A 22,665-nucleotide genomic window follows, 5' to 3' on the forward strand; every position below is an offset into this window, starting at 1 on the left:
TCAGCCGCCCGCCACGGCGTCGCGCGGCAGCACCGTGACCCGGTGGAAGTTGCATCCGGCCGAGCGGGGCTCGCCGGCGGCCGGCCGGGTCTGGTGGGCCTTGAGGGCGCTGCTGACCAGGGTCAGCAGCAGGTCGATGTCCGCCTCGCAGTCGAGGTGGACCGTCAGCCAGCAGGAGCCCGGGACCAGATGGATCGCGCTCGACCCGGACAGGTCGTAGTGGAAGCGCTGGATGGCCCGGCGGGTGAGGTGGAGGTCCACGTCCCGGTCCGAGTGGAAGTGGATGATTTCGTCGCGGACGGAACGGAGCGCCCGTCCGGTGCCGCAACTCGCCGGGCCCGCCGTCAGGTCGGGCCAGGCCTGCAGACGCTCCAGGGCGCGCTGGGCCAGAGTCATGCTCCCATCGTCGCCTGCTCACCGCGCCGCAACCAGTGGTTGAGCGATTTGTAACCGGGACGTGAACCGGCCGGGCGGGACACCGGCCTTGCCGTCAGGCCGACTTGACCAGTCTGAGGTAGTGCTTCCAGTCCCAGCGCCGCCCCGGATCCGTGTGGTCGCTGCCCGGGACCTCGTGGTGGCCGATGATGTGCGCGCGGTCGCGCGGGATGCCGTACCGCTCGCAGATCGCCGCCGTGAGCCGGGCCGAGCGCTCGTACATGACGTCGGTGAAGTACTGGGGTCGGTCGACCCAGCCCTCGTGCTCGATGCCGATGCTGCGGGTGTTGTAGTCCCAGTTCCCCGCGTGCCAGGCGATGTCGGCCTCGCGCACGCACTGCGCCACGTGCCCGTCGGAGGAGCGCACCACATAGTGCGCGGACACCTTCTTCGCCGGGTCGCGGAAGACGGACAGGGTGCCGGCGTACGTCGTCTGTGCCACGTGGATGACCACGTAGTGCAGTGGATGGGCCCTGGGGCGGTTCGACGGCGTGTAGTTGGCACGGCTCGCCGGGTGCCATGCCGCTCCCCGGTGATCCACGGCACGCGGTGCGGCCGCGGCGCGCGCGGGGGCGAACAGGGGGGAGGCGACGGCGGTGAGGGCGGCTCCGGCGAGGATGCCGCGCCTGCTGGGGAGGGAGGGTGTCCGGTCCATGGTGGTGCCTTCCGGGTCCGATGGGCAGGGGGTCACGTGCTTGACTGCGCGGAGCGGCGGCCGGTGCCGGTCGCGGCCCGCAGGGATCAAGTTACGACGCGTGACGGCCCGTGAGCAGGACGCGATGCGTTTCGGTGGACGGGCACGGACTTGTGGACAACTCGCTCACCCGGCCGGGTGATTGCCCGGGCTCGCCTCGGACTGGGCGCCGAGCACGGCCCCTTCCGCATCGGGCCGCACGCCGGTCACGGCCCCGCGCCGACCCCACGTGGTGGAGGCGCCTCCCTGAACCGGCTCCGAGCCCCGCTCCCTGTGCCGGCCGGCAGGGTCAGGCCCGCCCCGCGGCGGCCGCCGGGTCGTCCAGCACCGCCCGCACGACCGAGTGCGCCGCTCCCAGCAGCGGTCCCTCCGGGCCCAGCCGGGACACGGACACGGGACAGGCGGGACCCGCGGTGCGCCGGGCCAGCTCCTCCTGGAGCGCGGGCAGCAGCCAGGGCGCCAGCCCGGACAACTCGCCCCCCAGCACCACGCTCTCGGGATCGAGGAGGTTCACCGCGCCGGTCAGTGCGATGCCGAGTGCCGTGCCCGCGTCCCGCAGCGCCCGGCGGACGTCCGGGTCGCCCTCCGCGGCACGGCCCGCGAGCACCCCGACCCGGTCCTCGTCCGGCTCCAGGCCGGCCGCCCGCAGCACCGCCTCCTCACCGGCGTACTGCTCCAGGCACCCGCGCCCTCCGCACCCGCACTCCGGGCCGTCCGGCCGGACCGGCACATGGCCCAACTCGCCCGCGAAACCGCGCGTTCCGCGCAGCAGCCCGCCGTCCACCACGACCGCCGCGCCGATGCCGATCTCCGCCGAGACGTGCAGGAAGTCGCGCGGGGTGCCCTCGCCGAGCCAGAGTTCCGCCAGGGCGCCGAAGTTGGCCTCGTTGTCCACGATCGGCGGGAGGTCGGGCGGCAGCAGCGCGCCGAGGTCGGTGTCGTGCCATTCCAGGTTCGGGGCGCGGACCACGGTCCGGGCGTCGCGTGCCACCAGGCCGGGGACGGCCACGGCGAGCCCGGCGGGCCACAGCCCCTCGCCCTCCGCCTCGGCGACGACCCGGCGGATCAGCTCGGTGAGCTCGGCGAGCACCGGCTCGGGGGAGCGGCCGCGGTTCGCGCCCTGCCGTATCGCCCGTGCCCGGGTCGTGCCCCGCAGGTCGACGGCGCAGACCGCGAGGTGGTCGACACCGATCTCCGCGCCGATCCCGGCCGGGCCGCGTCCGCTGACCGCGAGCGCGGAGCCGGGGCGGCCCACCCGGCCGGGCCGCTCGGGGCCGAGTTCCTCCAGCAGCCCGGAGCGGATCAACTCGTCGACCAGCGTGGACACCGCCGCCCGGGTCAGACCGATCCGCGAGGCGACGGCCGCGCGGGACAACGGCCCCTCGGCGCGCACGGCGTGCAGGACGCGGGCGAGGTTGCGGCGGCGCATGCCCTGCTGGGTGTCGGGCAGGACCGGGCCCGGCCCCGCGGCGGGGCGGGGCTCGTGCGCAGGGCGTCCCGGCCGGGCCGGGTGAGTTTCGCGCGGTGGCCGTCCGGGCCCGGTCGGCCGGGCTTCGTGCGGCGTGCGTCCGGGCCCGGCCTGGTCCGCCCCGTCCGGTGGGCGTCCGGGCGTGGCCTGGTCGCCCTCCTGCGGCGGGCGTCCCGGTCCGGGCGGGTGTGCCTCGTGCGGCGGTGCGGTCATGCCTGAGCCAGTCCTCAGTGGGTGTCGGTGGGCCGCTCCAGCAGCGGAGCCGCGTCGGAGAGTACCCCGGCGATCCGGGTCAGCGTCTCCTCGTCCCGCTCCACTGCGTCGAGCACCGGACCGGCCGCCGTGTCCCAGCGTCGTGCGACCGCCGCCGGGTCCTCCCCGGTCAGCAGCCCGGCCGCCTGCGCGGCGGCGCCCAGCGCCACCAGTTCCTTCGCCTCGGGCACCTGCACCGGACGCCCCGACAGCCGCCGTACCGTGTCCTGCCAGGCCGTGCCCCGGGCGCCGCCCCCGATCAGCAGCAGGGGCGCCGAGGGGTCGGCGTCCTCGTCGAGGACCAGGTCGAGCGCGCCCAGCAGGGAGTGGACGGCGCCGTCGTAGGCGGCCTGGAGGAGCTGGCCGGCCGTGGTGTCGTGGCGCAGGCCGTGCAGCAGGCCCGAGGCGTTCGGCAGGTTCGGGGTGCGCTCGCCGTCCAGGAAGGGCAGCAGCGTGACCGCCGTGCCGGGTTCGACGGCCTCGCGGTCCAGGCCCAGCAGCGTGGCGACACGATCGACGGCGAGCGTGCAGTTCAGGGTGCAGGCCAGCGGCAGCCAGTCGCCGCGGGCGTCGGCGAAACCCGCCACCGTGCCGCTCGGATCGGCGGGCCGGCGCCGCGACACCGCGTACACCGTGCCCGACGTGCCCAGACTCATCACCGGCGTGCCCGGACGCACGCCCAGGCCCAGCGCCGCGGCGGCGTTGTCGCCGGTGCCCGCCGCCACCAGCGTCCCCTTGGAGAACGGCAGATCGTGGCTGTCGCGCACCGTGCCCGCCACCTCACCGGGCCGCACCACCCGGGGCAGCAGAGCCGGATCGAGTCCCACGTGCGCCAGGATCTCCTCGTCGTACGCCTCCGTCCCGGACGCCCACCAGCCCGTCCCGGACGCGTCACCGCGGTCGGTCGTGCCCTGGCCGGTGAGCCGCTCGGTCAGGTAGTCGTGGGGGAGGCGCACGGCCTTCGTGGCACGGACCGCCTCCGGTTCGTGCTCGGCCAGCCAGGCCCACTTGGTCACCGTGAAGGAGGCGGCGGGGACGCTCCCCGTGCGGTCGGCCCAGAACTTCGCCCCGCCCAGCTCCTCGGTGAGCCGGCGCGCCTGCGGTGCCGAGCGCACGTCGTTCCACAGCAGGGCGGGCCGCACCGGCTCGCCCCGGCCGTCCAGGGTGACCAGGCCGTGCTGCTGGCCGCCCACCGCCACCGCGGCCGCCTCGTGCGCCGCGTCGCCGCACTGGCGCAGGGCCTCGCACAGGGCGTCCCACCACTGGCGCGGATCGCTCTCGCGGCCGGCCCCCGAGGAGACCGTGTGCGGCGCCTGGCCGCTCGCGACGACCCGGCCGGTGGCCGCGTCGACGACCAGCGCCTTGGTGGACTGGGTGGACGAATCCACACCGACGACGAGCGGACCCTCGGCTGCTGACATCGGGCTTCTCCCTACTGCGCGTGGCACGTGTCTCCGTTCTGGGGGCACGTGGTCTCTTCCCAGAGAGGTGCTCGCATACTAATTTGTAAATCGGCATGACGAATAGCCCCAGCGAGCAAGGAGCCGCGGCATGAACTACCAGCCCACCCCCGAGGACAGGTTCACCTTCGGCCTGTGGACCGTCGGCTGGCAGGGGCGGGACCCCTTCGGCGACGCCACGCGGCGTGCCCTGGACCCGGTCGAGACGGTGCAGCGCCTGGCCGAACTCGGCGCCCACGGCGTCACCTTCCACGACGACGACCTGATCCCGTTCGGCTCGAGCGACACCGAGCGCGAGAACCACATCAAGCGCTTCCGGCAGGCGCTGGACGCCACGGGCATGAAGGTCCCGATGGCCACCACCAACCTCTTCACCCACCCCGTCTTCAAGGACGGCGCGTTCACCGCCAACGACCGTGACGTACGCCGGTACGCGCTGCGCAAGACCATCCGCAACATCGACCTCGCGGCCGAGCTCGGCGCCCAGGTGTACGTGGCCTGGGGCGGACGTGAGGGCGCCGAGTCCGGCGCCGCGAAGGACGTCCGCGCCGCCCTGGACCGGATGAAGGAGGCCTTCGACCTGCTCGGCGAGTACGTCACCACGCAGGGCTACGACCTGCGCTTCGCCATCGAGCCCAAGCCGAACGAGCCGCGCGGCGACATCCTGCTGCCGACGGTGGGCCACGCCCTGGCGTTCATCGAGCGGCTGGAGCGCCCCGAGCTGTACGGCGTGAACCCGGAGGTCGGGCACGAGCAGATGGCCGGCCTGAACTTTCCGCACGGCATCGCGCAGGCCCTGTGGGCGGGCAAGCTGTTCCACATCGACCTCAACGGCCAGTCCGGCATCAAGTACGACCAGGACCTGCGCTTCGGCGCCGGTGACCTGCGCGCCGCGTTCTGGCTGGTCGACCTGCTGGAGTCGGCCGGCTACTCCGGCCCGCGGCACTTCGACTTCAAGCCGCCGCGGACCGAGGACCTGGACGGTGTGTGGGCCTCGGCGGCCGGCTGCATGCGCAACTACCTCATCCTCAAGGAGCGCGCCGCCGCGTTCCGCGCCGACCCCGAGGTCCAGGAGGCCCTGCGCGCGGCCCGTCTGGACGAGCTGGCGCAGCCCACCGCTGCGGACGGTCTGCAGGCCCTGCTCGCCGACCGGTCGGCGTTCGAAGCGTTCGACGTCGAGGCGGCTGCGGCCCGCGGCATGGCCTTCGAGCGCCTGGACCAGCTGGCCATGGACCACCTGCTGGGGGCCCGCGGCTGACCGCACTCGCGCGGGTGCCGTCCGTCGGGCGGTACCCGCGCGCGCGTGCGGTCGTCAGGGCTCGCACACTGTCCCGGGGCGAACAACAGGCGCGCGTGCCTGCGTGAGTGCCGCTGTCCCGGGGCGATCAGCAGGCGCGCGTGCGCGCCCGATCGGCAGACCCGTCCGGCTTCGGCTTCCCCGGCGAACCTCGCGGGCGATGCACACGCGCGCGTGCGAGCCCGTCGGTCCGTCACGGCGGCCGGTCGGCGGGTCCGCGTCTGTTCCCGCATGCTCCGGAACCGTACGGTCCGTGCCACGAGCCCGTGCCGGCTTCCGTGCGCCCCTCCCGCGTCGAGCGGTAGCCCGCGACTCTGGTCGGTATGGCCATGCCGCCCGTACCGCCTCATCCGCCCGGGCCCGCCCGGCGCCGGACTCCGTTGTTCCTGCTGCTGGCCGCGCTCGTGGCCGTCGCCGCCGTGTCCCTCGTGGTGCTGCTGGCCTCGGGACGGGACGACGGGCCGGACGACGAGCCGCCCGGCCCGGGGACGAGCGGCACCGCCGAGCCCTCCTTCGGCATCCCCAGCGGATTGCCGAGCGACCTGCCGACCCGGCTGCCCTCGGGATTCCCCACCCGGCTGCCGAGCGACCTGCCGAGTGGTCTGCCGAGCGACGTTCCGAGTGGTCCGCCGAGCGACTGGCCCAGTGGGCTGGAATCCGTCCTTCCGTCGGTGGACCCGGCCGAGCTACTGCCCTGAACCCGGCGCTGTGCCGGGCGGACACGTGCCCGGGTCGCCGGCGGCGAGCGCCGCCGACGTCAGGGCCGTGGCCGGATCCTGTGCGGCGGCGCCCGCCGGCAGCCAGCGCCCCCGTTCCTTCCAGTACGGCCACCACCGGCCGTCCCGCCCGAGGCGCAACTGGACCGGTGCGCCGACGGCCGTCCACCGGTTGGCCCGGCCCCTCAGCTCCGGCCGCTCGTCCACGTCCCACGCCGACTCCAGGGCGGCACGCGCGCGTGCGAGCGCCTCGCCCTCCACCCGCCACTCCTCGTCGAGAACGGACAGCGCCTCCGCACCGCCGTGGCGCCAGGCGCGGACCGCCGCCGCCATACCCTCCCGGCCGCGTCCCGAGCCGGCCGCGAGACGCTCCACGCACTCCCGGTCGCGGGCGGCCTCCCGCGGGGCGTCCGCCGTGCGGGAGGCCGCCGCCCCCTGCCCGTCGCCGCCCGCGGCCAGCCGCACCGCGTCCTGCGCGACCGTCAGCTCCCCCTCGACGGCACCCCGCAGCGCCTCCCCGAGCATGCGATGGGCCCGTACGGCGGTCCGGGCGGCCAGGAACTCCAGCGCGGCCGGTTCGACGCCGGGCGCGGGCGGTGTCTCGGTGTCCAGCGGCGGCGGCACACCGGGCTCGTCGGGTGGAACGGGCAGTTCCGGCAAGGGCGGCAGGATGTCACCGGTGGCGTAGGCCTCGGCGGCGTCCACGCCCTCCGGCCCGGCCGGCGCGGCGGTGGCCGCGCCGCTTCGGCCCTGCAGGTCGCCCAGCAGGGCGTCCTCCTCCCGCCCCCGCATCAGCAGCAGGACGAACGGGTCCTGGTCCAGCAGCCGCGCCACCTGATAGCAGAGCGCCGCCGTGTGCCCGCAGTGGTCCCAGGCGTCGCAGTCGCACCGCGGCTCCAGGTCGCCGAGGCCGGGCAGCAGGTCGACGCCCGCCGCCGCCGCGTCCTCGACCAGGTGCGGCGGCATCTCCCGGTCCAGCAGGGCCGCCACGTGCCCGGCCCGCTCCACGGTCATGTCCAGGAAGCGGTCCCACTGCTCGGGCGACAGCCGCTCCAGCAGGACGTCGGCCCGGTGCGCCGTGCGGTCGCGGTCCTGGACGACGGCCGTGAGCCGGCCCGGGCGCACCGACACCGCGCCGACCGCACCCGCGCGGGCGAGGCGGCGGCCCGCCTTGAGCTGCGCCGAGTCCAGCGCCGTGTCCTCCAGCGCCTTCAGCCACGCCTGTCCCCACCAGGTCTGGGCGAATCCCCGCCCGCGCGCGGGCGGCAGCGCCGCGAACGTGCGCTCCGTGTCACCGTCGTTCCGAGTCATCGCAGGCCCCCTCGCAGCGCGACCAGATCGGCCAGTTCCGCGTCCGTCAGTTCCGTGAGCGCGGCCTCGCCGGAGCTGAGGACCGCGTCCGCCAGCTCCCGTTTGCGGGCCAGCAGTTCGGCGATGCGGTCCTCGATGGTTCCCTCCGCGATGATGCGGTGCACCTGTACGGGCCGGGTCTGCCCGATGCGGTAGGCGCGGTCGGTCGCCTGTGCCTCGACGGCCGGGTTCCACCAGCGGTCGTAGTGCACGACGTGCTCGGCCCGGGTGAGGTTCAGGCCGGTGCCCGCCGCCTTCAGCGACAGCAGGAACACGGGCACCTCGCCGTCCTGGAAGCGCTGGACCATGGCCTCCCGCTCCGTGACGGGCGTGCCGCCGTGCAGGAACTGGCAGGGCGTGCCGCGGGCGGCCAGGTGCCGCTCCAGCAGGCGCGCCATCCGCACGTACTGGGTGAAGACCAGCACGCCCGCCCGTTCCGCGAGGATCGTGTCGAGCAACTCGTCCAGCAGTTCCAGCTTCCCGGAGCGTCCGGAGACGACCGGCCGCTCCTCCTTGAGGTACTGCGCCGGGTGGTTGCAGATCTGCTTGAGGCCGGTCAGCAGCTTCACGATCATGCCGCGCCGCGCCATGTCGCCGGCGCCGGAGATGTCCGTGAGCGCCTCGCGCACCACCGCCTCGTACAGTGCCGTCTGCTCCGGGGTGAGCGACACGGCGTGGTCGGTCTCGGTCTTCGGCGGCAGCTCCGGGGCGATGCCCGGGTCCGACTTGCGGCGGCGCAGCAGGAACGGCCGCACGAGCCGGGCCAGACGGTCCGCGGCGCCCGGGTCGCGGCCGCCCTCCACGGCCTCCGCGTACCTCCTGCGGAAGGTGCCGAGCCGGCCCAGCAGCCCCGGCGTCGCCCAGTCGAGGATCGCCCACAGCTCCGACAGGTTGTTCTCCACCGGGGTGCCGGTGAGCGCCACGCGCGCGCGTGCCCCGATCGACCGCAACTGCCGGGCCGTGGAGGAGTACGGGTTCTTCACGTGCTGGGCCTCGTCCGCCACGAGCATCCCCCAGGACACCTCGGCGAGCCGCGCCGCGTCCAGGCGCATGGTGCCGTACGTGGTGAGCACGAACTCGCCGGCGGCGAGGCCGCTCAGCTCGCGTCGCGGGCCGTGGAAGCGCCGCACCGGCGTGCCGGGCGCGAAGCGTTCGATCTCGCGCTGCCAGTTGCCCATGAGGGACGTCGGGCAGACGACCAGCGTGGGACCGGCGGACCGCGCGTCGGTCTGCCGGTGCAGGTGCAGCGCGATCAGTGTGATCGTCTTGCCGAGGCCCATGTCGTCGGCGAGACAGCAGCCCAGGCCGAGCGACGTCATGCCAGCGAGCCAGCTCAGGCCCCGCCGCTGGTAGTCCCGCAGAGTGGCCGCGAGGGCGTCCGGCTGGGCCACGGGCTGCTGCGCTTCCGGGTCCGCGAGCCGTTCCCGCAGCGCCGCCAGCCAGCCGGTGGGCCGCACCTCGACGCGGTGGCCGTCAACCTCGGTCCAGCCCGCCAGGGCGGCGCCCAGGGCGTCCACCGGGGTGACCTTGCGGTCGTGCCGGGAGCGGGCGAGTGCCACCTCCTGAGGGTCGATCAGGACCCACTGGCCGCGCAGCCGCACCACCGGGCGCTTGGCCTCGGCGAGGCGGTCCAGCTCCGCGCGGCTCAGCTTCCGGTCACCGAGGGCGAAGGACCAGTCGAAGGCGAGCAGCGCGTCGGCGGACAGGAACGACGGCACGGCGCCGAAGGGGCGGCCGGCCTCCCCGGCTTCCCCGGCGCCGTCCGACGGCCCCACGTCCACGCGCGTGGTGAACTCGCGGATGAGTCCCTTCGGCCAGTGCACCTCCACGCCGGCTGTCGCCAGGGCACGGGTGCCCGGGCCGAGGAGCTCGGTGATCTCGTCGTCGGCGAGTTCCACCGCGTCCGGCACGGCCGCCGACAGCAGGGGCGTGAGCGGTGCCCAGGCGCGGGCGGCCCGGCGCAGGGCCAGCAGGGCGTCCATCCGCGCGCGCGGGCCGAAGGCCTCGCCCGCGGTCCCGGCCCAGACGTCCGCGGCGTCCGCGACGAGCGACGGGTCGGTCACGGCGTGCACCTGGAGGACGGCCCGGAACGTCACGTCGGAGCCGTCGGAGCCGTCGGAGCCGTCGGAGCCGTAGGAGCCGTCGGGTTCCGCGCCCGTGCTGGTCGAGGTGCCGCCGCTGGGTGGGGTGCCGGTGCCGGTTGTGTCACCGACCTGCTCGGTCAAGCCGTCCGCCTCGATCCGCAGCGACAGCCGCACACCCGCGTCGAGACCGGCGGCGACGTCGGCCGCCCAAGCGCGCTGCGCGGGCAGGTGCACGGGTTCCGGCGACGCGTAGGCGGGCCCGCCCGTCACCAGGTGGGCGGCGGGCGAGCGCGGCAGGCCGTCGGCCACGGCGTCGAGGAAGGCGCGCAGCAGCTGCTCCGGATTCGGCAGGCGCAGGGGCCCGGCGCCCGGCAGCGGTACGGCGTGTGCCTCGGGCGGCATCGCGGCGGCGAGGCGGCGCAGGGCCTCGACGTCCTGGGCGCGCAAGGGGCCCGTGCGCCAGGCGTCGTGGTCGCCGCGGGACAGCCCCGGCAGCAACAGCCCGCGTGCCACGAGGTGCAGGGCCTGGAAGGCGGCCGCGCCCCAGAAGACGGTGGCGCGGTGACCCCGCCCGGTCACGCGCGCGCGGGTGAGGAGCGGCAGGGCCGTGCCCACCGGCATGAGGGTGGCGGGTACGGCCACCGTGTCGACGCCGTCGCCGCCGGGGACGGCGACGGTGAGTTCCGCGGTGGACGCGGAAGGAACGGCGGGCGGGGGCGTGCCGTCGGGCCGCCAGAAGGCGACGGTGCCGGTGCGGGCCGGGTCACCGGGCAGGAACACGGTGCCGCAGTGGATCAGCGTGGAGAGGTCGGAGGAGAGTGCCGGGAGAGTCGACTGCTCGGCTATGACTGATTCCTCAAATTTGACTAGTCGAGTCGGAGTCGCCGAGAGTACAGCACTTTCCGAACGTGCGGGGGTGGATCGGCTGTGAGTTGGGTCACTATGAGTGCGGTGTGTGCGGCTGTACGGACTGTGGTGATGCGTCGCGCCCTTGCGTGCTTTCCGGGTCGCCCTGAGGCGCGCCTCAGGGATGTCTCAGGGATGTCTCAGGGGCAGGGTCGGAACCGCCGCACGCGCGGGCCCGTTTCCAGGACAGGAAGCGGCAGTGGCCGCGAAGGAGGCGACAGTCATGTCGAAGAACGCCAAGATCGCCGCCGGAGGTGCGGCGGCCGGGCTCATCCTGCTGATCTGGCTGCCCTGGTGGGCCGCGCTTCTGATCATCCTGGGAGTCCCGGCCGCCGCCTACCTCACGCTGGATCCCGCACAGCGGCGCAGGCTGCGCCGCGTCAGCCGTAAGGAGCTCGGCCGCTGAGCGTCCGGACCGCTCGGTTCGAGACCGCGGCTCGGTTCGAGAGCGCCTCTCGACTCGGGCGCACCTCTCAGTGCGGTGGGCGCACCTCTCAGTTCGGTGGACGGACCTCTCAGTTCGGGCGCACGGCCATTTTGTCGAGCGCTTCGAGGAGGCCCGGCAGCTCCGGCCCCCGGCCCACGGGCAGAACCTCGCCGGGCTCCTCGTCGAGCAGCACGAAAGCGATGTCGTCGGTCCTGGCCACCAGTGACCAGCCGGGACCGTCGGCTCGCAGCGTCCGCGCGTCACCCGGCGCGAACGACGAGCGGACCCGCCCCAGCGGCGGCGGTGAGTCGATGTAGGTGCGCGCCTCCGCCAGGACGCGCCGGATACCCCGGTGCCCCGGTACGCCGCTCCCGCCGCCCGGCGCCGGGCCGTCGGAGCTCTCGCTTCCGTCGCCCGCCGCCGGCCCCGGCTGCGGAAAGGCCGCGTCGTCGACCTGCTCCCGCCACGTCGCCCACTGCAACGCGATCTCGTCCGCGCCCAGACGCCGCTGGGCCGGGCCCCAGACGGTGGTGTCCGGCGGAGCCAGCGGCGGCCGGTCGTCGGCCTCCGGACCGGGGTCGTGCGGCGCGGGCACGCCGGGGGCCGCGACGGCGACCGCGAGAGGCCAGCCCGGCAGAGCCGCGACCACCGTGCGCTCGTCCGGCGACAGCTCGTACTCCATGCCGCAGTCCCACGACGCGATCGCGACGGCCACCAGGGAGACGTCGTCGATGACCACGGTCCACCGGGCACCCTCACCGTCCTGGCCGAGCACCAGCCCGTAGCCGTCGGCGAGCGGCGCGAGGCCGAGCGCCGCGCACGCCTCCGGATAGTCGTCGCCCAGCACACTCGGGAACTTCGCCGGCGTCAGCAGCACCGCCGTGAGCACATAGAGCGCGTCGTCCGCGGCGGCGACGGCGTCCTCGTCCGTCCCGGCCATCCCAGCCTCCCCATCCATTCGTCCACCGGCGCGCACCCTAGTGCGAGCGGAAGCCGCTTGTCACGACCTCGCAAGCGGGGCCGGAGCTGCAGTTTCCCGGCGGACAGGGGCGAAACGGCCACCCCGTGCCCGATCCGTCAGGCCGCCGGAAGACCCAGCAACTCGCGGGCCACGGTTCCCGGCGGCGCCCCGCGCTCACGCGCCAGCGCGACGACGGCCCGGCAGGCCAGTTCGTTCACCCCGAACGACAGCGCCTCCGGCGATACCCAGCCGGCCGCCTCGTCGGCCCGCTCCTGGTCGTCCTCCGCTGTCGCCACGACATAGACCGCCGCGGCCTCGAAGAGGTTGTGCGGCCGCTCGCCCCCGACGGCCCTGGGCTCCGGACGCAGGGCATGAGCGACCCTGCCCCCGGCCTTGCGGAACCTGTCCCACACGCTGCCCACCTTCCCCCTGCGCGACATCCACGTTCACCGTTCTTCTCCTGGTCACCAACGTAGAGTTGGAGGTCCGCAGGCAGAAGGGGGACGGCAGGGTGAAGCGGTTCGAACGGCTGGCGCGCATCCGCGAGATGGACCCGTACCGCGAGGCCACGGAGATCTACCGGCTCAGCGTGGCCTACGAGTTCCCCTGGGACTTCACCCGCTCCCTGGAACTGGCTCTCTACCGCACCTATGCCGTCCCGAGCATCGGCCGGCTGCTCGCCCGGACCGCGGAGCTCACGGACCGCCCGCAGAAGCGCTACGACGACACCTCGCTGCTCCTGGACGCCGTCGTCGAGCACGGCTTCGCCAGCGAGCAGGGCAGGACCGCGATCCGCCGCATCAACCAGATGCACCGCAGCTACGACATCAGCGACGAGGACATGCGCTACGTGCTCTGCACGTTCGTCGTGATGCCGAAGCGGTGGATCGACGCCTACGGCTGGCGCAGGCTGTCGCGCCACGAGACCGTCGCCAGTGCCGTCCACCACCGCACGCTCGGCCGTCACATGGGCATCAAGGACATCCCCGGTACCTACGAGGAGTTCGAGACCTGCCTCGACGACTACGAGGCGGCCCACTTCGCCTGGGACGAGGACGCGCGCCGCGTCTCGGACGCCACGCTCGACCTGATGGCCTCCTGGTACCCGCGCCCGCTCGCGCCGCTGCTGCGCGCCGCGACCCTCTCGCTGCTCGACGACCCGCTCCTGGAGGCGTTCCGCTACACCCCGCCGAACGCCGGCACACGCGCGTGGGTGCGCCGCGCGGTGCGGCTGCGCGGGCGTGCCGTCCGGCTGCTGCCGCCCCGGCGCGCCCCGCACTTCGCCCGCCAGAACCGGGAGATCAAGGGCTACCCGCACGGCTATGAGCTCGCCTCCCTCGGCACCTGGCCGGTCCCGGGCGTACGGGGGTGCCCGGTGCGCCACATGGGTGCGCCGGACCCCGGGGCCGGATGAGCGGAGGCGCTCCCGGGCGCCGCTCAGCCCTCGCGCACGGCGAGCGCCAGGAAGCGCGCGTCCTCGTCGGCGTACGACGTCAGACGCCACCCCGAACCGGCCAGCAGGGGACGCAGATTGGGCTCGGCACGCAGGTCCTCCGGGGTGAGCGGACGACCGTGGCGCGCCGCGAGGGCGGCCCTGCCGATGGGGTGGAACAGTGCCAGCACACCACCGGGGCGCACCACGCGGGCCAGCTCCCGGAGGTTCTCGGCCGGGCTCGGCAGATGCGACACGAGCCCCGCCCCGAACACGGCGTCCAGGCACCCCGCGCGCAGGGGCAGCGCGGCGACGTCCGTGAGCAGCAGGGTGCCGTCACGGTCCCGTCCCGCCCGCACGGCCTCCCGCAGCATGGCCGGGGTGAGATCGGCCCCGAGCACCACGCCGGAGGGTCCCACGGCGGCGCGCAGGGGCGGCAGGGCGCGCCCGGTGCCGCAGCCCGCGTCGAGCACGCGGTCGCCCTCCCGCAGCCCGAGCTCAGCGACGGCGGCGGCGTACGCGGGGCCGTCGTCCGGGAACCGGGTGTCCCAGTCGGCGGCGCGGGCGGTGAAGAACTCCTGGACACGCGTCTGGTCGTCGCTCATGCACCGCATGATTCCTCACCGGCACGGAGGACGCCTCAGCGCACACGTTCGAGCCCGACCCGATCGTTCCGGTGCATCGCGGCGTCATCTTCCGAATATTCCGACACCTTTCGAAATGCGCCCCCTGAGTGCGCCTCCGCCGGGTCTAGCGTCCCGGGGCCATGGGACACCTGGACCACGCCGCCCTGGGGTGGCTGACCCCCGCGCTGTCGTACGCGATGGCCTGCACCGGCGCCGCCCTCGGACTGCGCTGCACGGTCCGCGCCCTGGCCGCCACCGGACGCTCGCGCCGCAACTGGCTGATCACCGCCGCGTCGGCGATCGGCACCGGCATCTGGACCATGCACTTCGTGGCCATGCTCGGATTCGGTGTCACCGGCACCGACATCCGCTACGACGTGCCGCTCACCCTGCTGAGCCTGCTCGTGGCCATGGCCGTCGTCTGCGCCGGCGTCTTCGCCGTCGGCTACGGCCGTGACCGCGGCCGGGCCCTTCTCGTGGGCGGCCTGACGACCGGCCTCGGCGTCGCGAGCATGCACTACCTCGGGATGTCGGCGGTCCGCCTGCACGGCGACGTGACCTACGACCCGGTGCTCGTCGGGCTCTCCGTCCTGATCGCCGTCGTCGCCGCGACGGCGGCCTTGTGGGCGGCGCTTACCATCAAGTCGCCCGTCGCGGTCACCCTCGCCTCCCTGATCATGGGCGCGGCGGTCAGCAGCATGCACTACACCGGGATGTTCGCGGTGAGTGTGCGCGTGACGCCCTCCGGCGAAAGCCTGCCCGGGGCCACCGCGATGCAGTTCGTCTTCCCGCTCGCCGTCGGCCTCGGGTCGTATCTCTTCCTGACGTCGGCGTTCGTCGCGCTGTCGCCGACGGCCGGGGAGCGGGCGGCGTCCGCGTCGGCCCAGCGGCCGGTGGAGAGCGCCGCTTCCTAGGGCGGGGCGGGACGTGATCTCCGGGTGCCCGCGGCCCCCTGGCCGCAGGCCTGAGGGGGAGGGGAGGACACGGAGGGAAGGGCGGTGAGTCCGCCCGAACGGGCCGGCACCGGACCAGGCCCCCGAAGCCGGGACGCCCTCCGAACGCGAGACGGCGGACCGCCCCGATCCACTCCCGAGCGAGGAGTCCATGCGTACACCCCCGAGGCCACCCACCCCAGACGCCGAGGCGCCGCCGCCCCCGCGCGGGCGCCGTGCGCACGCCGGACCACCGGCCGACGAGGACCCCCGGGAACTCCCGGACACCAAGGCGAACACCGCGTCCACGCGCGCGGAGCGCTGGCACATACGCCCGCGCACCGTGCGCGCCAAGATCGTCTCCCTGTTGATGGTGCCGGTCGTCTCCCTGCTGGCCCTGTGGGCCTACGCCACCGTCACCACCGCCCAGGACGTCGACCGGCTCCGTCAAGTGCACCGTGTGGACGCCGCCGTGCGCGTCCCCGTCTCCGCCGCCGTCGCCGCCCTCCAGGCCGAACGCGCGGCCGCCGTACGCCACGCCACCGACCCGGCCGCCGTACCGGCCGGTGAGCTGGACGAACTCGGACGGCGCACCGACCGGGCCGTCGCGCGGCTCAGGCTGGGCAGGGACAACACCGTCGCCGACAGCGAGCAGATGCCCGCCGGAGTGGTCGGCAGGCTGGACGAGTTCGTCACCGGCGCCGAGCGGCTGCGCCCGTTGCGCAGCGCCGTACGGGACGGCAGCGCCGGCTGGGCCGAGACGTACGGCCGCTACACCCGGACCATCGCGGCGGCGTTCGGCGTCGGCGGCGCGCTCTCCGGCATCCAGGACGCCGACCTCGGCTCCGACGCGCGCGTGCTGGTGGAGTTCGCCCGCGCGGGCGAGGCACTGGCGCAGGAGGACGCGGTCCTGGCGAGCGCCCGGCTGGAAGGCACGCTCCACGGTGAGCGGCTGCGGCTCTTCACCGGCGCCGTCGCACTGCGCCGCACCCTCACCGCATCGTCCGTCGCCGACCTGCGCGGCACCGAGCGCTCCGCCTGGGACGCCCTCGCCGGCAGCAGCGCCTACGCCGGGCTGGGCGCCGTCGAGGACCGGGTCCTCGCCCGCGGCCCCGGCGCGGGCGCGGTCGAAGCGGCCCCTGAGCACACCTGGAACACCGCACACGCGCGCGTGCGGGACGCCATGCGCACGATCGAGGGCGAGGCGGCACGCGGTGTGGCGCGCGGGGCCGACCCGTTCACCCGGGGACTGCTCACCCCGGCCGGGGCCGCCGTCCTGCTCGGCCTCGCCGCCGTCGCCGCCTCACTCGTCATCTCCGTCCGCATCGGGCGCGGTCTGGTGGTGGAACTCGTGCACCTGCGCAACACCGCACTGGAAATCGCCCGGCGCCAACTGCCCGACGCCATGCGGAGGCTGCGCGCGGGCGAGGAGATCGACATCAACGCCGAAGCCCCGCCGGGCCCGCCCGCCGAGGACGAGGCCGGTCAGGTCGCCGAGGCCCTCGGCACCGTCCACCGGGCCGCCCTGCGGGCCGCCGTCGAACGTGCCGAACTCGCCAGCGGCATCTCCGGGGTGTTCGTCAACCTCGCCCGCCGCAGCCAGATTCTGGTCCACCGCCAGCTGAGCCTGCTCGACAGCATGGAACGCCGCTCGGACGACCCGAACGAACTGAGCGAGCTCTTCCGCCTCGACCACCTCACCACCCGCATGCGGCGTCACGCGGAAAGTCTCATCATCCTCTCCGGAGCGGCCCCCGGCCGCGCCTGGCGCATGCCCGTCCCGCTGACGAACGTGGTGCGCGCCGCCGTCTCCGAAGTGGAGGACTACGCGCGCGTGGAGGTACGGCAACTCCCCGAGGCAGCCGTCATCGGCGCCGCAGTGGCCGACCTCACGCACCTGCTGGCCGAGATCATCGAGAACGCCGCCCAGTTCTCACCGCCCCACACGCGCGTGCGGGTCACCGGCGAACCCGTCGGCAACGGCTACGCCGTCGAGGTCGAGGACCGCGGCCTCGGCATGGGCAGGGAAACCCTCGCCGAGGCCAACCGCCGCATCGCCCAGTCCGAGGCGCTCGACCTGTTCGACAGCGACCGGCTCGGCCTCTTCGTGGTCAGCAGGCTCGCCGCCCGGCACGGCGTCCAGGTGCACCTGCGCACCTCACCGTACGGCGGTACCACCGCGGTCGTGTTGCTGCCCACCGCCCTGCTGCACCACACGACGGCGGAACGTTCCCGCGAGGCGGCCGGCCCCACGAGGCAGCCCGGAGAACGCGCCTACGCGCGCGTGCCGGGGGACGAGCCACCGCAGGACGCCGTCCCCGCGCCGGCCGGCCGGCGCGCCCTCGTGGCCCCCGTGGCCGCCGGCGCGGACACGAGAGGGCGCGCGGAGACCATGCCCCCCGCGGCAGCCGGGACCTCCGCGGAGACCAGAACCTCCGTGGGGACCGGCATCCCCGGAGAAACCGACAGTCCCGGAGATACCGACACCCCCGGAGATACCGACATCCCCGTAGAGCCCCGGCCCCCCGTGGGGACCCGGACCCCCGCGGGGGCCCCGAGCCACACCCCAGCCCCAGGAGTCGCCACCTTGCGACTGCATCACCCTCGCCCCCCGGAGCAGCCCGACGGGTCCGGCGACCTCCCGCGTCGCGTGCGCCAGGCCAGCCTCGCCCCCCAACTGCGCGACGGTCGCCCCGAGGAGCCGCCCCCGGCTCCCGCACCCCGGGACGACGCACGCACCCCCGAACTCGTACGGGACCGCATGGCCGCCTACCGCGACGGCTGGGCCCGCGGCGGCGGCAGGCGGCCCGGCCGCGGAACCACGCCCCGCCCCGCGACGGGCGGCGCAGGCAGTGAAGGAGACCGCGCATGATCCCCGACCCGACCACGCACACCGCACGCCGCACCGGCGAACTCGACTGGCTCCTCGACGATCTGGTGCTCCGCGTGAGCGAGGTACGGCACGCCGTGGTGCTGTCCAACGACGGTCTCGCCGTGGGCGCCTCGACCGGCCTGCGCCGCGAGGACGCCGAGCACCTCGCCGCGGTCGCCTCCGGCTTCCACAGCCTCGCCAAGGGCGCGGGACGCCACTTCGGCGTCGGAGGGGTCCGGCAGACGATGGTGGAGATGGACGAGGGCTTCCTCTTCGTGGCCGCTGCGGGCGACGGTTCCTGCCTCGCCCTCCTCACCGCCGTGACCGCCGACATCGGCCTCGTCGCCTACGAGATGGCCCGCCTCGTCAAGCGCGTCGGCGAACACCTCGGCACCGCTCCCCGCGCCGGCGCGCGGCCACCCGCCGGATGAGACGGGAGGGCGGTCCGCGCAGATGCCCCAGGACGTGACAGGCACCCCGCGTGTGCAGGGCAGCCAGTGGTACGACAGCGAGGCCGGGCCGCTCGTCCGCCCCTACGCCATGACGGGCGGACGCACCCGGCCGGGTCCCACCGGCGTCGGGTTCGACCTCATCGCCCTGGTCACCCTCGACCCGGGCGTCCCCGGTACGGACGACGACATTCCGCTCGGCCCGGAACACCGGACGCTGATCGGCCTGTGCCGGACGGAGACCCAGTCGGTCGCCGAACTCGCCGCCGGCGCGGACCTGCCGGTGGGCGTGGTCAGGGTCCTCCTCGGCGACCTCCTGGAGCTCGGCCGCGTCACCGTCCACCGCCCCGTCCCTCCGGCGCAACTGCCCGACGAACGCATTCTGCGCGAGGTGATCGAAGGACTGAGGGCGCTGTAGAGGACCCGCATGCCGCCCGGCCGGCCCGCGTCGAGCGCCGTCGGCCACCCACCCCCACCCGCAGGCACGGCACGCGCTGCCGCCACTCCCGAGAGAAGTGATCAATGGCCTCCGAGCACTCCGACGCCGAGCACTCCGATGCCGAGCACCCCGACGCCGAAGACGCGGAGAACGCCGCACTGGCGCTGAAGATACTGGTCGCTGGTGGCTTCGGGGTGGGCAAGACCACCCTGGTCGGCGCCGTCAGCGAGATCCGGCCGCTGCGCACCGAGGAACTCCTCAGTGAAGCCGGCCAGTCGGTGGACGACACCGACGGCGTGGACCAGAAGACCACCACGACCGTCGCCATGGACTTCGGGCGCATCACCATCCGCTCCGGGCTGTCCCTGTACCTGTTCGGCACGCCCGGCCAGGACCGCTTCTGGTTCCTGTGGGACGAGTTGTCGCAGGGGGCGCTCGGCGCGGTGGTCCTCGCGGACACCCGGCGCCTGGAGGACTGCTTCCCCGCGGTCGACTTCTTCGAGCACCGGCGCATCCCGTTCGTGGTGGCCGTCAACTGCTTCGCGGGTGCGCGGCGGCACGGCGCCCCGGACGTCTCACGCGCCCTCGACCTCGACCGGGGCACACCCGTCGTGCTCTGCGACGCGCGTGACCGCGACTCGGGCAAGGAAGTGCTGATCCGGCTCGTCGAGTACGCCGGGCGGATGCACACCGCCCGGCTGCTCGACTCGGTCGGCTGACCGGGGGCGGCGAGTCAGTCCGCGACGTCCCGCTCCGCCAGGACCCGGTCGATCGTGACGCGTACGAGGAGTTCGCCCGGCACGCCGTTGCGGGCGCCGAACTCCTCGGCACGCTCCGCGCCCATGTACCGGGCGCCGATCCGGGTGGCCCAGTGCCGTACGGCGTCGAGGTCCTCCGAGACCCGGGCACGGCCCGTCAGCACGACGAAGGAGTACGGCGGCCGGTCGTCGTCCACGCATACCGCGACCCGGCCGTCCCGAAGGATGTTGCGCCCCTTCACCGTGGCCTTGCCGGTGTTGAACACCAGCTCGTCCCCGTCCAGCACGAACCAGATCGGGGTCACGTGCGGACTGCCGTCGGCGCGGACCGTGGAGAGCTTTCCGGTACGGGTGCCGTGCGAGACGAACTCCCGCCACTGGGCATCGGTCATCTTCTCTGCCATGGCTCCCATCCTCCTTGCCCCGACCGCGGTCCTGGGGAAGGCTGGCGTGGAGATCCTCCGGTCAGGAGGAGAATCACACGGGGAGAAAACGGGGAGATCGGGACATGGTGCAGAACCAGGGACTCGACTGGCTGCTGGACGACCTGACCGAGCGGGTCCACGACGTGCGGCACGCGCTGGTCCTGTCCAACGACGGCCTGGTGACAGGCGCCAGCACCGGACTGCGCCGCGAGGACGCCGAGCACCTCGCGGCCGTGTCGTCCGGATTGCACAGCCTGGCCAAGGGTTCGGGACGGCACTTCGGTGCGGGCGGTGTCCGCCAGACGATGATCGAGTTCGATGACGCGGTGCTCTTCGTGACCGCGGCCGGCAGCGGCAGCTGTCTGTGCGTCCTCAGCGGAGCGGAGGCCGACATCGGCCAGATCGCGTACGAGATGACACTGCTGGTCAACCGGGTCGGCGAGCACTTGGACGTGGATGCCCGCCACCCCGAACGCAAGCCGACCACAGAGAGCTGACCTGCGCTTTCTTCCTCCTCCGTGGAGTGATCCGGAGTTATCCACAGGCTCGCCGCGAGGTGGGCGGAAGCGGCTACGGTTTTTCCACGCCGACCGCACGCGGCGCTCAGCCGCAGACTCCACGGGGGAGACGACCATGTCAGGCACGCTTGCGAAAACCGACCGCCTCACCTTCGCCCCGAGCCGGGCCGCGCGCGAACTGGGCCTCAGGCGGCCCGAGTTCGACCTCGCGGTGAACCTCGGCCTCATCCGGACCGCCCCGTACGGAGGCGGAGCAGGAAGCGGCGGAGGTGAAGGCGACGGAGGTGAAGGCGACGGAGGTGGAGGCAGCGGACGTGGCGGTGGCGGTGGAGGCGGTGGAGGCGGTGGAGGCGGCGGAAGCGGCACCGGAGGCGGTGAAGCCGGTGGGCGCGTGGCACGAGCCGAGCTCGACCGGCTGCGGGCCGCCGGCGACTTCCCCGAAGGACTGCGGGAACGCGTCCGTACCGTCGGCACGCACGAGGGGGCCGCGCTGCTTGAGATCGCGCCCAGCAGGTTCACGAGTCTCGCCCGTTTCGGCCTGCTCGTGCCGGTCAGGTTCTACCTGAACCGCTACCGGACGGTCGTCTGGCTGTACCTCGCCGAAGAGCTGCGGCAGTTCGCGGACGAGGCGAGCAACGCCCGGCTGCTGTCCGGGCGCCTGCCGGCGGAGATCCGGGAGGGGGTGAAACGCGGGCTGGACCGCCGCCCGCGCAACTGGCGGGGCCGGCACAGCGGATTCCTGCTGCGCCAGGCGGGTGACGACCCGTGGGCTCGCGCGGCGGCCGTGGCCGGTCTGCTGGACCCCGCCGACGTCGCGGACGTCGTCCCGGACGCCCGCGAGCGAGCCCGGCTGGACCGCTTCCGCCCCCGGCTTCCGGCCCACGGCGCGCCCGGCTCACCGGCCGCCGAGCTGGCCGAACGGCTCATGACGGCCACCGAGCCCGACGAAGTGGCTTGGTTCAAGGCGGACTTGCTGCACACCTTGGACACGGCGCGCAGCAGATGCCCGACGCCCCGCCCGGGCCCAGTGGGGAAGGCGACACCGGCACCACATCCCACCCCACCGAAGCCGACCGGTCTGCTGGGCCAGATCAGGCACAGAGCCCGGCGGTCACCCGGCAGGAGCCTCAGGGCGCGTCCACCGTCCGGCTCTCCTCGTCCGGTGCCACCAGCGACTGGGTGAGCGGGATCCGCGCCAGGGCGAGAACGCCCGCTGCGATCAGCCCCACGCCGAGAAGCTGGGGCAGCAGCCACCACCCGGAGCGGACCGTCTCCTCGTACAGCAGGATGCCGAGGGCCAGGCTCACCAGCGCGTCACCGAGGGTGAGTGCGGGCTGGGAGGCGACCAGCGGACCGGCCTGCATCGTGTTCTCCAGCAGGAACAGCGCGCACACCCCGGTCAGCGCGAAGGCGTACGTCTGCCAGGCGGTGAGGAAACCGGTGAGCCCCTGCTCGTCGAGGATGTGGGTGGCCGCCTTCATCAGCGCGGCGGTCACCGCGTAGCTGATCGCCGTCGCGGCCCCCAGGCAGGCCGCCCGGGCCCGGCCCTCCGGGCGTTTGAGGGCCGCGAGGGTGAGCCCGGCGACGATGCCCCCGCACACGGCCAGCGCGGGGATCCAGCGGTCCAGTTCCACATGGGTGCGGTCACCGGAGGGAGAGGCGGCGGCGAGGGCGACCGCCAGCCCCGCCACCACCACCGTCACGGCCAGCCAGCCCGACCCCGGCAGCCGCCGGTGCATCAGCAGAGAGGCGACGACCAGGGTGAGCGGAAGTTCCAGCACGAACAGCGGCTGCACGATGGTCAGCGGCCCGGTCGCCAGCGCCAGTGCCTGGCAGACGGCGGCGCCGATCACCGCGACGATCCCGGCCAGCCAGACCGGCCGGCGCAGCAGATCGAGCATCAGCCCGGCCCGCAGACCCTCGGAGCGCGGCACGGACAGGGCCGCCTTGCGCTGCAGCACCGTCGCGACGGCGTTGCTCAGGGCCGCGCAGACCGCGAACAGTACGGGGAGCACGGTGTGCAGCGTGGTCACCTCCCGGATCGGCGGGCGCGTGACGTCGGCCGGCCGCCTCCTGCCATCGTGGCCGGACCGGGGCGACGGCGCGATCGGAGCCGTCCGGCAGGGGCACGTCCGGCGCGGAACCCGACGCCCGCGCGGCGGAA

The 22,665-nt window shown here is 74.3% G+C and carries 22 protein-coding genes; 11 read left to right on the plus strand and 11 right to left on the minus strand.

The features are described 5' to 3' along the window. The 4 genes from ACF07N_RS00840 to xylB all read right to left on the minus strand — a co-directional run bounded on the left by ACF07N_RS00840 (window position 1) and on the right by xylB (window position 4,270). On the minus strand, window positions 1-396 hold the full coding sequence (locus ACF07N_RS00840; RefSeq protein ID WP_383332716.1) for a luciferase family protein: 396 nt from the start codon (window positions 394-396) through the stop codon (window positions 1-3). Window positions 397-490: 94 nt separating this feature from the next. Beyond that, window positions 491-1,090 carry an N-acetylmuramoyl-L-alanine amidase gene (locus ACF07N_RS00845; RefSeq protein WP_392106663.1) on the minus strand — a complete coding sequence of 200 codons (600 nt, stop codon included), beginning with the start codon at window positions 1,088-1,090 and terminating at the stop codon, window positions 491-493. Between the two features lie 328 nt (window positions 1,091-1,418). Then, a complete protein-coding gene (locus tag ACF07N_RS00850) occupies window positions 1,419-2,558 on the minus strand; it encodes an ROK family protein (protein ID WP_392106666.1) in 1,140 nt (379 codons plus the stop codon). 266 nt (window positions 2,559-2,824) lie between these two features. Next, window positions 2,825-4,270 (minus strand): xylulokinase, encoded by a 1,446-nt coding sequence (gene xylB / locus ACF07N_RS00855; protein WP_392106669.1) that lies wholly within the window; start codon window positions 4,268-4,270, stop codon window positions 2,825-2,827. 130 nt (window positions 4,271-4,400) lie between these two features. Here xylB and xylA point away from each other — a divergent pair, with 130 nt between their 5' ends. Both xylA and ACF07N_RS00865 read left to right on the plus strand, forming a co-directional pair. Then, on the plus strand, window positions 4,401-5,567 hold the full coding sequence (xylA, locus tag ACF07N_RS00860; RefSeq protein WP_392106672.1) for a xylose isomerase: 1,167 nt from the start codon (window positions 4,401-4,403) through the stop codon (window positions 5,565-5,567). Between the two features lie 362 nt (window positions 5,568-5,929). Further along, complete coding sequence (locus tag ACF07N_RS00865) at window positions 5,930-6,304, plus strand: hypothetical protein (RefSeq protein WP_392106675.1); 375 nt, start codon at window positions 5,930-5,932, stop codon at window positions 6,302-6,304. Here ACF07N_RS00865 and ACF07N_RS00870 read toward each other — a convergent pair. Continuing rightward, a complete protein-coding gene (locus ACF07N_RS00870) occupies window positions 6,293-7,633 on the minus strand; it encodes an SWF or SNF family helicase (protein ID WP_392106678.1) in 1,341 nt (446 codons plus the stop codon). The two genes, ACF07N_RS00865 and ACF07N_RS00870, sit on opposite strands and share 12 nt — an antisense overlap. After that, window positions 7,630-10,536 (minus strand): DEAD/DEAH box helicase, encoded by a 2,907-nt coding sequence (locus ACF07N_RS00875; protein ID WP_392106681.1) that lies wholly within the window; start codon window positions 10,534-10,536, stop codon window positions 7,630-7,632. The genes ACF07N_RS00870 and ACF07N_RS00875 overlap by 4 nt, the downstream gene beginning before the upstream one ends. 349 nt (window positions 10,537-10,885) lie before the next feature. Here ACF07N_RS00875 and ACF07N_RS00880 point away from each other — a divergent pair, with 349 nt between their 5' ends. Next, on the plus strand, window positions 10,886-11,068 hold the full coding sequence (locus ACF07N_RS00880; RefSeq protein WP_383332700.1) for a hypothetical protein: 183 nt from the start codon (window positions 10,886-10,888) through the stop codon (window positions 11,066-11,068). 109 nt (window positions 11,069-11,177) lie between these two features. On the opposite strand, the gene ACF07N_RS00885 is transcribed toward ACF07N_RS00880, so the two are convergent. Together ACF07N_RS00885 and ACF07N_RS00890 are read right to left on the minus strand one after the other, a co-directional pair. Beyond that, window positions 11,178-12,029 (minus strand): hypothetical protein, encoded by an 852-nt coding sequence (locus ACF07N_RS00885; RefSeq protein WP_392106684.1) that lies wholly within the window; start codon window positions 12,027-12,029, stop codon window positions 11,178-11,180. Between the two features lie 137 nt (window positions 12,030-12,166). Continuing rightward, window positions 12,167-12,463, minus strand: a complete 297-nt coding sequence (locus tag ACF07N_RS00890; RefSeq protein ID WP_392106687.1) for a hypothetical protein — start codon at window positions 12,461-12,463, stop codon at window positions 12,167-12,169. A gap of 98 nt (window positions 12,464-12,561) precedes the next feature. Here ACF07N_RS00890 and ACF07N_RS00895 point away from each other — a divergent pair, with 98 nt between their 5' ends. Further along, on the plus strand, window positions 12,562-13,464 hold the full coding sequence (locus ACF07N_RS00895; protein WP_392106690.1) for an oxygenase MpaB family protein: 903 nt from the start codon (window positions 12,562-12,564) through the stop codon (window positions 13,462-13,464). A 23-nt stretch (window positions 13,465-13,487) separates the two neighbouring features. Here ACF07N_RS00895 and ACF07N_RS00900 read toward each other — a convergent pair whose 3' ends face one another. Then, window positions 13,488-14,087, minus strand: a complete 600-nt coding sequence (locus ACF07N_RS00900) for a class I SAM-dependent methyltransferase (protein WP_392106693.1) — start codon at window positions 14,085-14,087, stop codon at window positions 13,488-13,490. Between the two features lie 161 nt (window positions 14,088-14,248). On the opposite strand from ACF07N_RS00900, the gene ACF07N_RS00905 reads away from it, so the two are divergent. The 5 genes from ACF07N_RS00905 to ACF07N_RS00925 all read left to right on the plus strand — a co-directional run bounded on the left by ACF07N_RS00905 (window position 14,249) and on the right by ACF07N_RS00925 (window position 19,519). Further along, the gene (locus ACF07N_RS00905; RefSeq protein WP_392106697.1) at window positions 14,249-15,022 is read left to right on the plus strand and encodes an MHYT domain-containing protein; all 774 of its coding nucleotides are present in this window, start codon (window positions 14,249-14,251) and stop codon (window positions 15,020-15,022) included. Window positions 15,023-15,212: 190 nt separating this feature from the next. Then, the gene (locus tag ACF07N_RS00910; protein WP_392106701.1) at window positions 15,213-17,912 is read left to right on the plus strand and encodes a nitrate- and nitrite sensing domain-containing protein; all 2,700 of its coding nucleotides are present in this window, start codon (window positions 15,213-15,215) and stop codon (window positions 17,910-17,912) included. After that, window positions 17,909-18,343, plus strand: a complete 435-nt coding sequence (locus ACF07N_RS00915) for a roadblock/LC7 domain-containing protein (RefSeq protein WP_383332686.1) — start codon at window positions 17,909-17,911, stop codon at window positions 18,341-18,343. Before ACF07N_RS00910 ends, ACF07N_RS00915 begins: the two co-directional genes overlap by 4 nt. 22 nt (window positions 18,344-18,365) lie before the next feature. After that, window positions 18,366-18,779, plus strand: a complete 414-nt coding sequence (locus tag ACF07N_RS00920; RefSeq protein WP_392106704.1) for a DUF742 domain-containing protein — start codon at window positions 18,366-18,368, stop codon at window positions 18,777-18,779. Window positions 18,780-18,883: 104 nt separating this feature from the next. Then, window positions 18,884-19,519 (plus strand): ATP/GTP-binding protein, encoded by a 636-nt coding sequence (locus ACF07N_RS00925; protein ID WP_392106707.1) that lies wholly within the window; start codon window positions 18,884-18,886, stop codon window positions 19,517-19,519. A 14-nt stretch (window positions 19,520-19,533) separates the two neighbouring features. Here the strand turns inward: ACF07N_RS00925 and ACF07N_RS00930 are convergent, their stop codons facing one another. After that, window positions 19,534-19,962: a PPOX class F420-dependent oxidoreductase gene (locus ACF07N_RS00930; RefSeq protein WP_383332680.1), complete on the minus strand. Its 429-nt coding sequence runs from the start codon at window positions 19,960-19,962 to the stop codon at window positions 19,534-19,536. A 104-nt stretch (window positions 19,963-20,066) separates the two neighbouring features. Here ACF07N_RS00930 and ACF07N_RS00935 point away from each other — a divergent pair, with 104 nt between their 5' ends. Both ACF07N_RS00935 and ACF07N_RS00940 read left to right on the plus strand, forming a co-directional pair. Next, window positions 20,067-20,480 (plus strand): roadblock/LC7 domain-containing protein, encoded by a 414-nt coding sequence (locus tag ACF07N_RS00935; RefSeq protein ID WP_383332678.1) that lies wholly within the window; start codon window positions 20,067-20,069, stop codon window positions 20,478-20,480. A gap of 136 nt (window positions 20,481-20,616) precedes the next feature. Beyond that, on the plus strand, window positions 20,617-21,684 hold the full coding sequence (locus ACF07N_RS00940) for a DUF6397 family protein (protein ID WP_392106711.1): 1,068 nt from the start codon (window positions 20,617-20,619) through the stop codon (window positions 21,682-21,684). Here ACF07N_RS00940 and ACF07N_RS00945 read toward each other — a convergent pair. Next, on the minus strand, window positions 21,629-22,525 hold the full coding sequence (locus ACF07N_RS00945; RefSeq protein WP_392108705.1) for a DMT family transporter: 897 nt from the start codon (window positions 22,523-22,525) through the stop codon (window positions 21,629-21,631). The genes ACF07N_RS00940 and ACF07N_RS00945 overlap by 56 nt on opposite strands. Between the last annotated feature and the right edge of the window lie 140 nt (window positions 22,526-22,665).

The organism is Streptomyces sp. NPDC015242, assembly GCF_043079125.1.
Taxonomy (GTDB): Bacteria; Actinomycetota; Actinomycetes; order Streptomycetales; family Streptomycetaceae; genus Streptomyces.

Bases quoted from the DNA above. Each gene is read 5' to 3' on its own strand.
- ACF07N_RS00840 (WP_383332716.1), bottom strand. From the start codon at position 396: ATGACTCTGGCCCAGCGCGCCCTGGAGCGTCTGCAGGCCTGGCCCGAC.
- ACF07N_RS00845 (WP_392106663.1), bottom strand. From the start codon at position 1,090: ATGGACCGGACACCCTCCCTCCCCAGCAGGCGCGGCATCCTCGCCGGA.
- ACF07N_RS00850 (WP_392106666.1), bottom strand. From the start codon at position 2,558: ATGCGCCGCCGCAACCTCGCCCGCGTCCTGCACGCCGTGCGCGCCGAG.
- xylB (WP_392106669.1), bottom strand. From the start codon at position 4,270: ATGTCAGCAGCCGAGGGTCCGCTCGTCGTCGGTGTGGATTCGTCCACC.
- xylA (WP_392106672.1), top strand. From the start codon at position 4,401: ATGAACTACCAGCCCACCCCCGAGGACAGGTTCACCTTCGGCCTGTGG.
- ACF07N_RS00865 (WP_392106675.1), top strand. From the start codon at position 5,930: ATGGCCATGCCGCCCGTACCGCCTCATCCGCCCGGGCCCGCCCGGCGC.
- ACF07N_RS00870 (WP_392106678.1), bottom strand. From the start codon at position 7,633: ATGACTCGGAACGACGGTGACACGGAGCGCACGTTCGCGGCGCTGCCG.
- ACF07N_RS00880 (WP_383332700.1), top strand. From the start codon at position 10,886: ATGTCGAAGAACGCCAAGATCGCCGCCGGAGGTGCGGCGGCCGGGCTC.
- ACF07N_RS00885 (WP_392106684.1), bottom strand. From the start codon at position 12,029: ATGGCCGGGACGGACGAGGACGCCGTCGCCGCCGCGGACGACGCGCTC.
- ACF07N_RS00900 (WP_392106693.1), bottom strand. From the start codon at position 14,087: ATGAGCGACGACCAGACGCGTGTCCAGGAGTTCTTCACCGCCCGCGCC.
- ACF07N_RS00905 (WP_392106697.1), top strand. From the start codon at position 14,249: ATGGGACACCTGGACCACGCCGCCCTGGGGTGGCTGACCCCCGCGCTG.
- ACF07N_RS00910 (WP_392106701.1), top strand. From the start codon at position 15,213: ATGCGTACACCCCCGAGGCCACCCACCCCAGACGCCGAGGCGCCGCCG.
- ACF07N_RS00915 (WP_383332686.1), top strand. From the start codon at position 17,909: ATGATCCCCGACCCGACCACGCACACCGCACGCCGCACCGGCGAACTC.
- ACF07N_RS00920 (WP_392106704.1), top strand. From the start codon at position 18,366: ATGCCCCAGGACGTGACAGGCACCCCGCGTGTGCAGGGCAGCCAGTGG.
- ACF07N_RS00925 (WP_392106707.1), top strand. From the start codon at position 18,884: ATGGCCTCCGAGCACTCCGACGCCGAGCACTCCGATGCCGAGCACCCC.
- ACF07N_RS00930 (WP_383332680.1), bottom strand. From the start codon at position 19,962: ATGGCAGAGAAGATGACCGATGCCCAGTGGCGGGAGTTCGTCTCGCAC.
- ACF07N_RS00935 (WP_383332678.1), top strand. From the start codon at position 20,067: ATGGTGCAGAACCAGGGACTCGACTGGCTGCTGGACGACCTGACCGAG.
- ACF07N_RS00940 (WP_392106711.1), top strand. From the start codon at position 20,617: ATGTCAGGCACGCTTGCGAAAACCGACCGCCTCACCTTCGCCCCGAGC.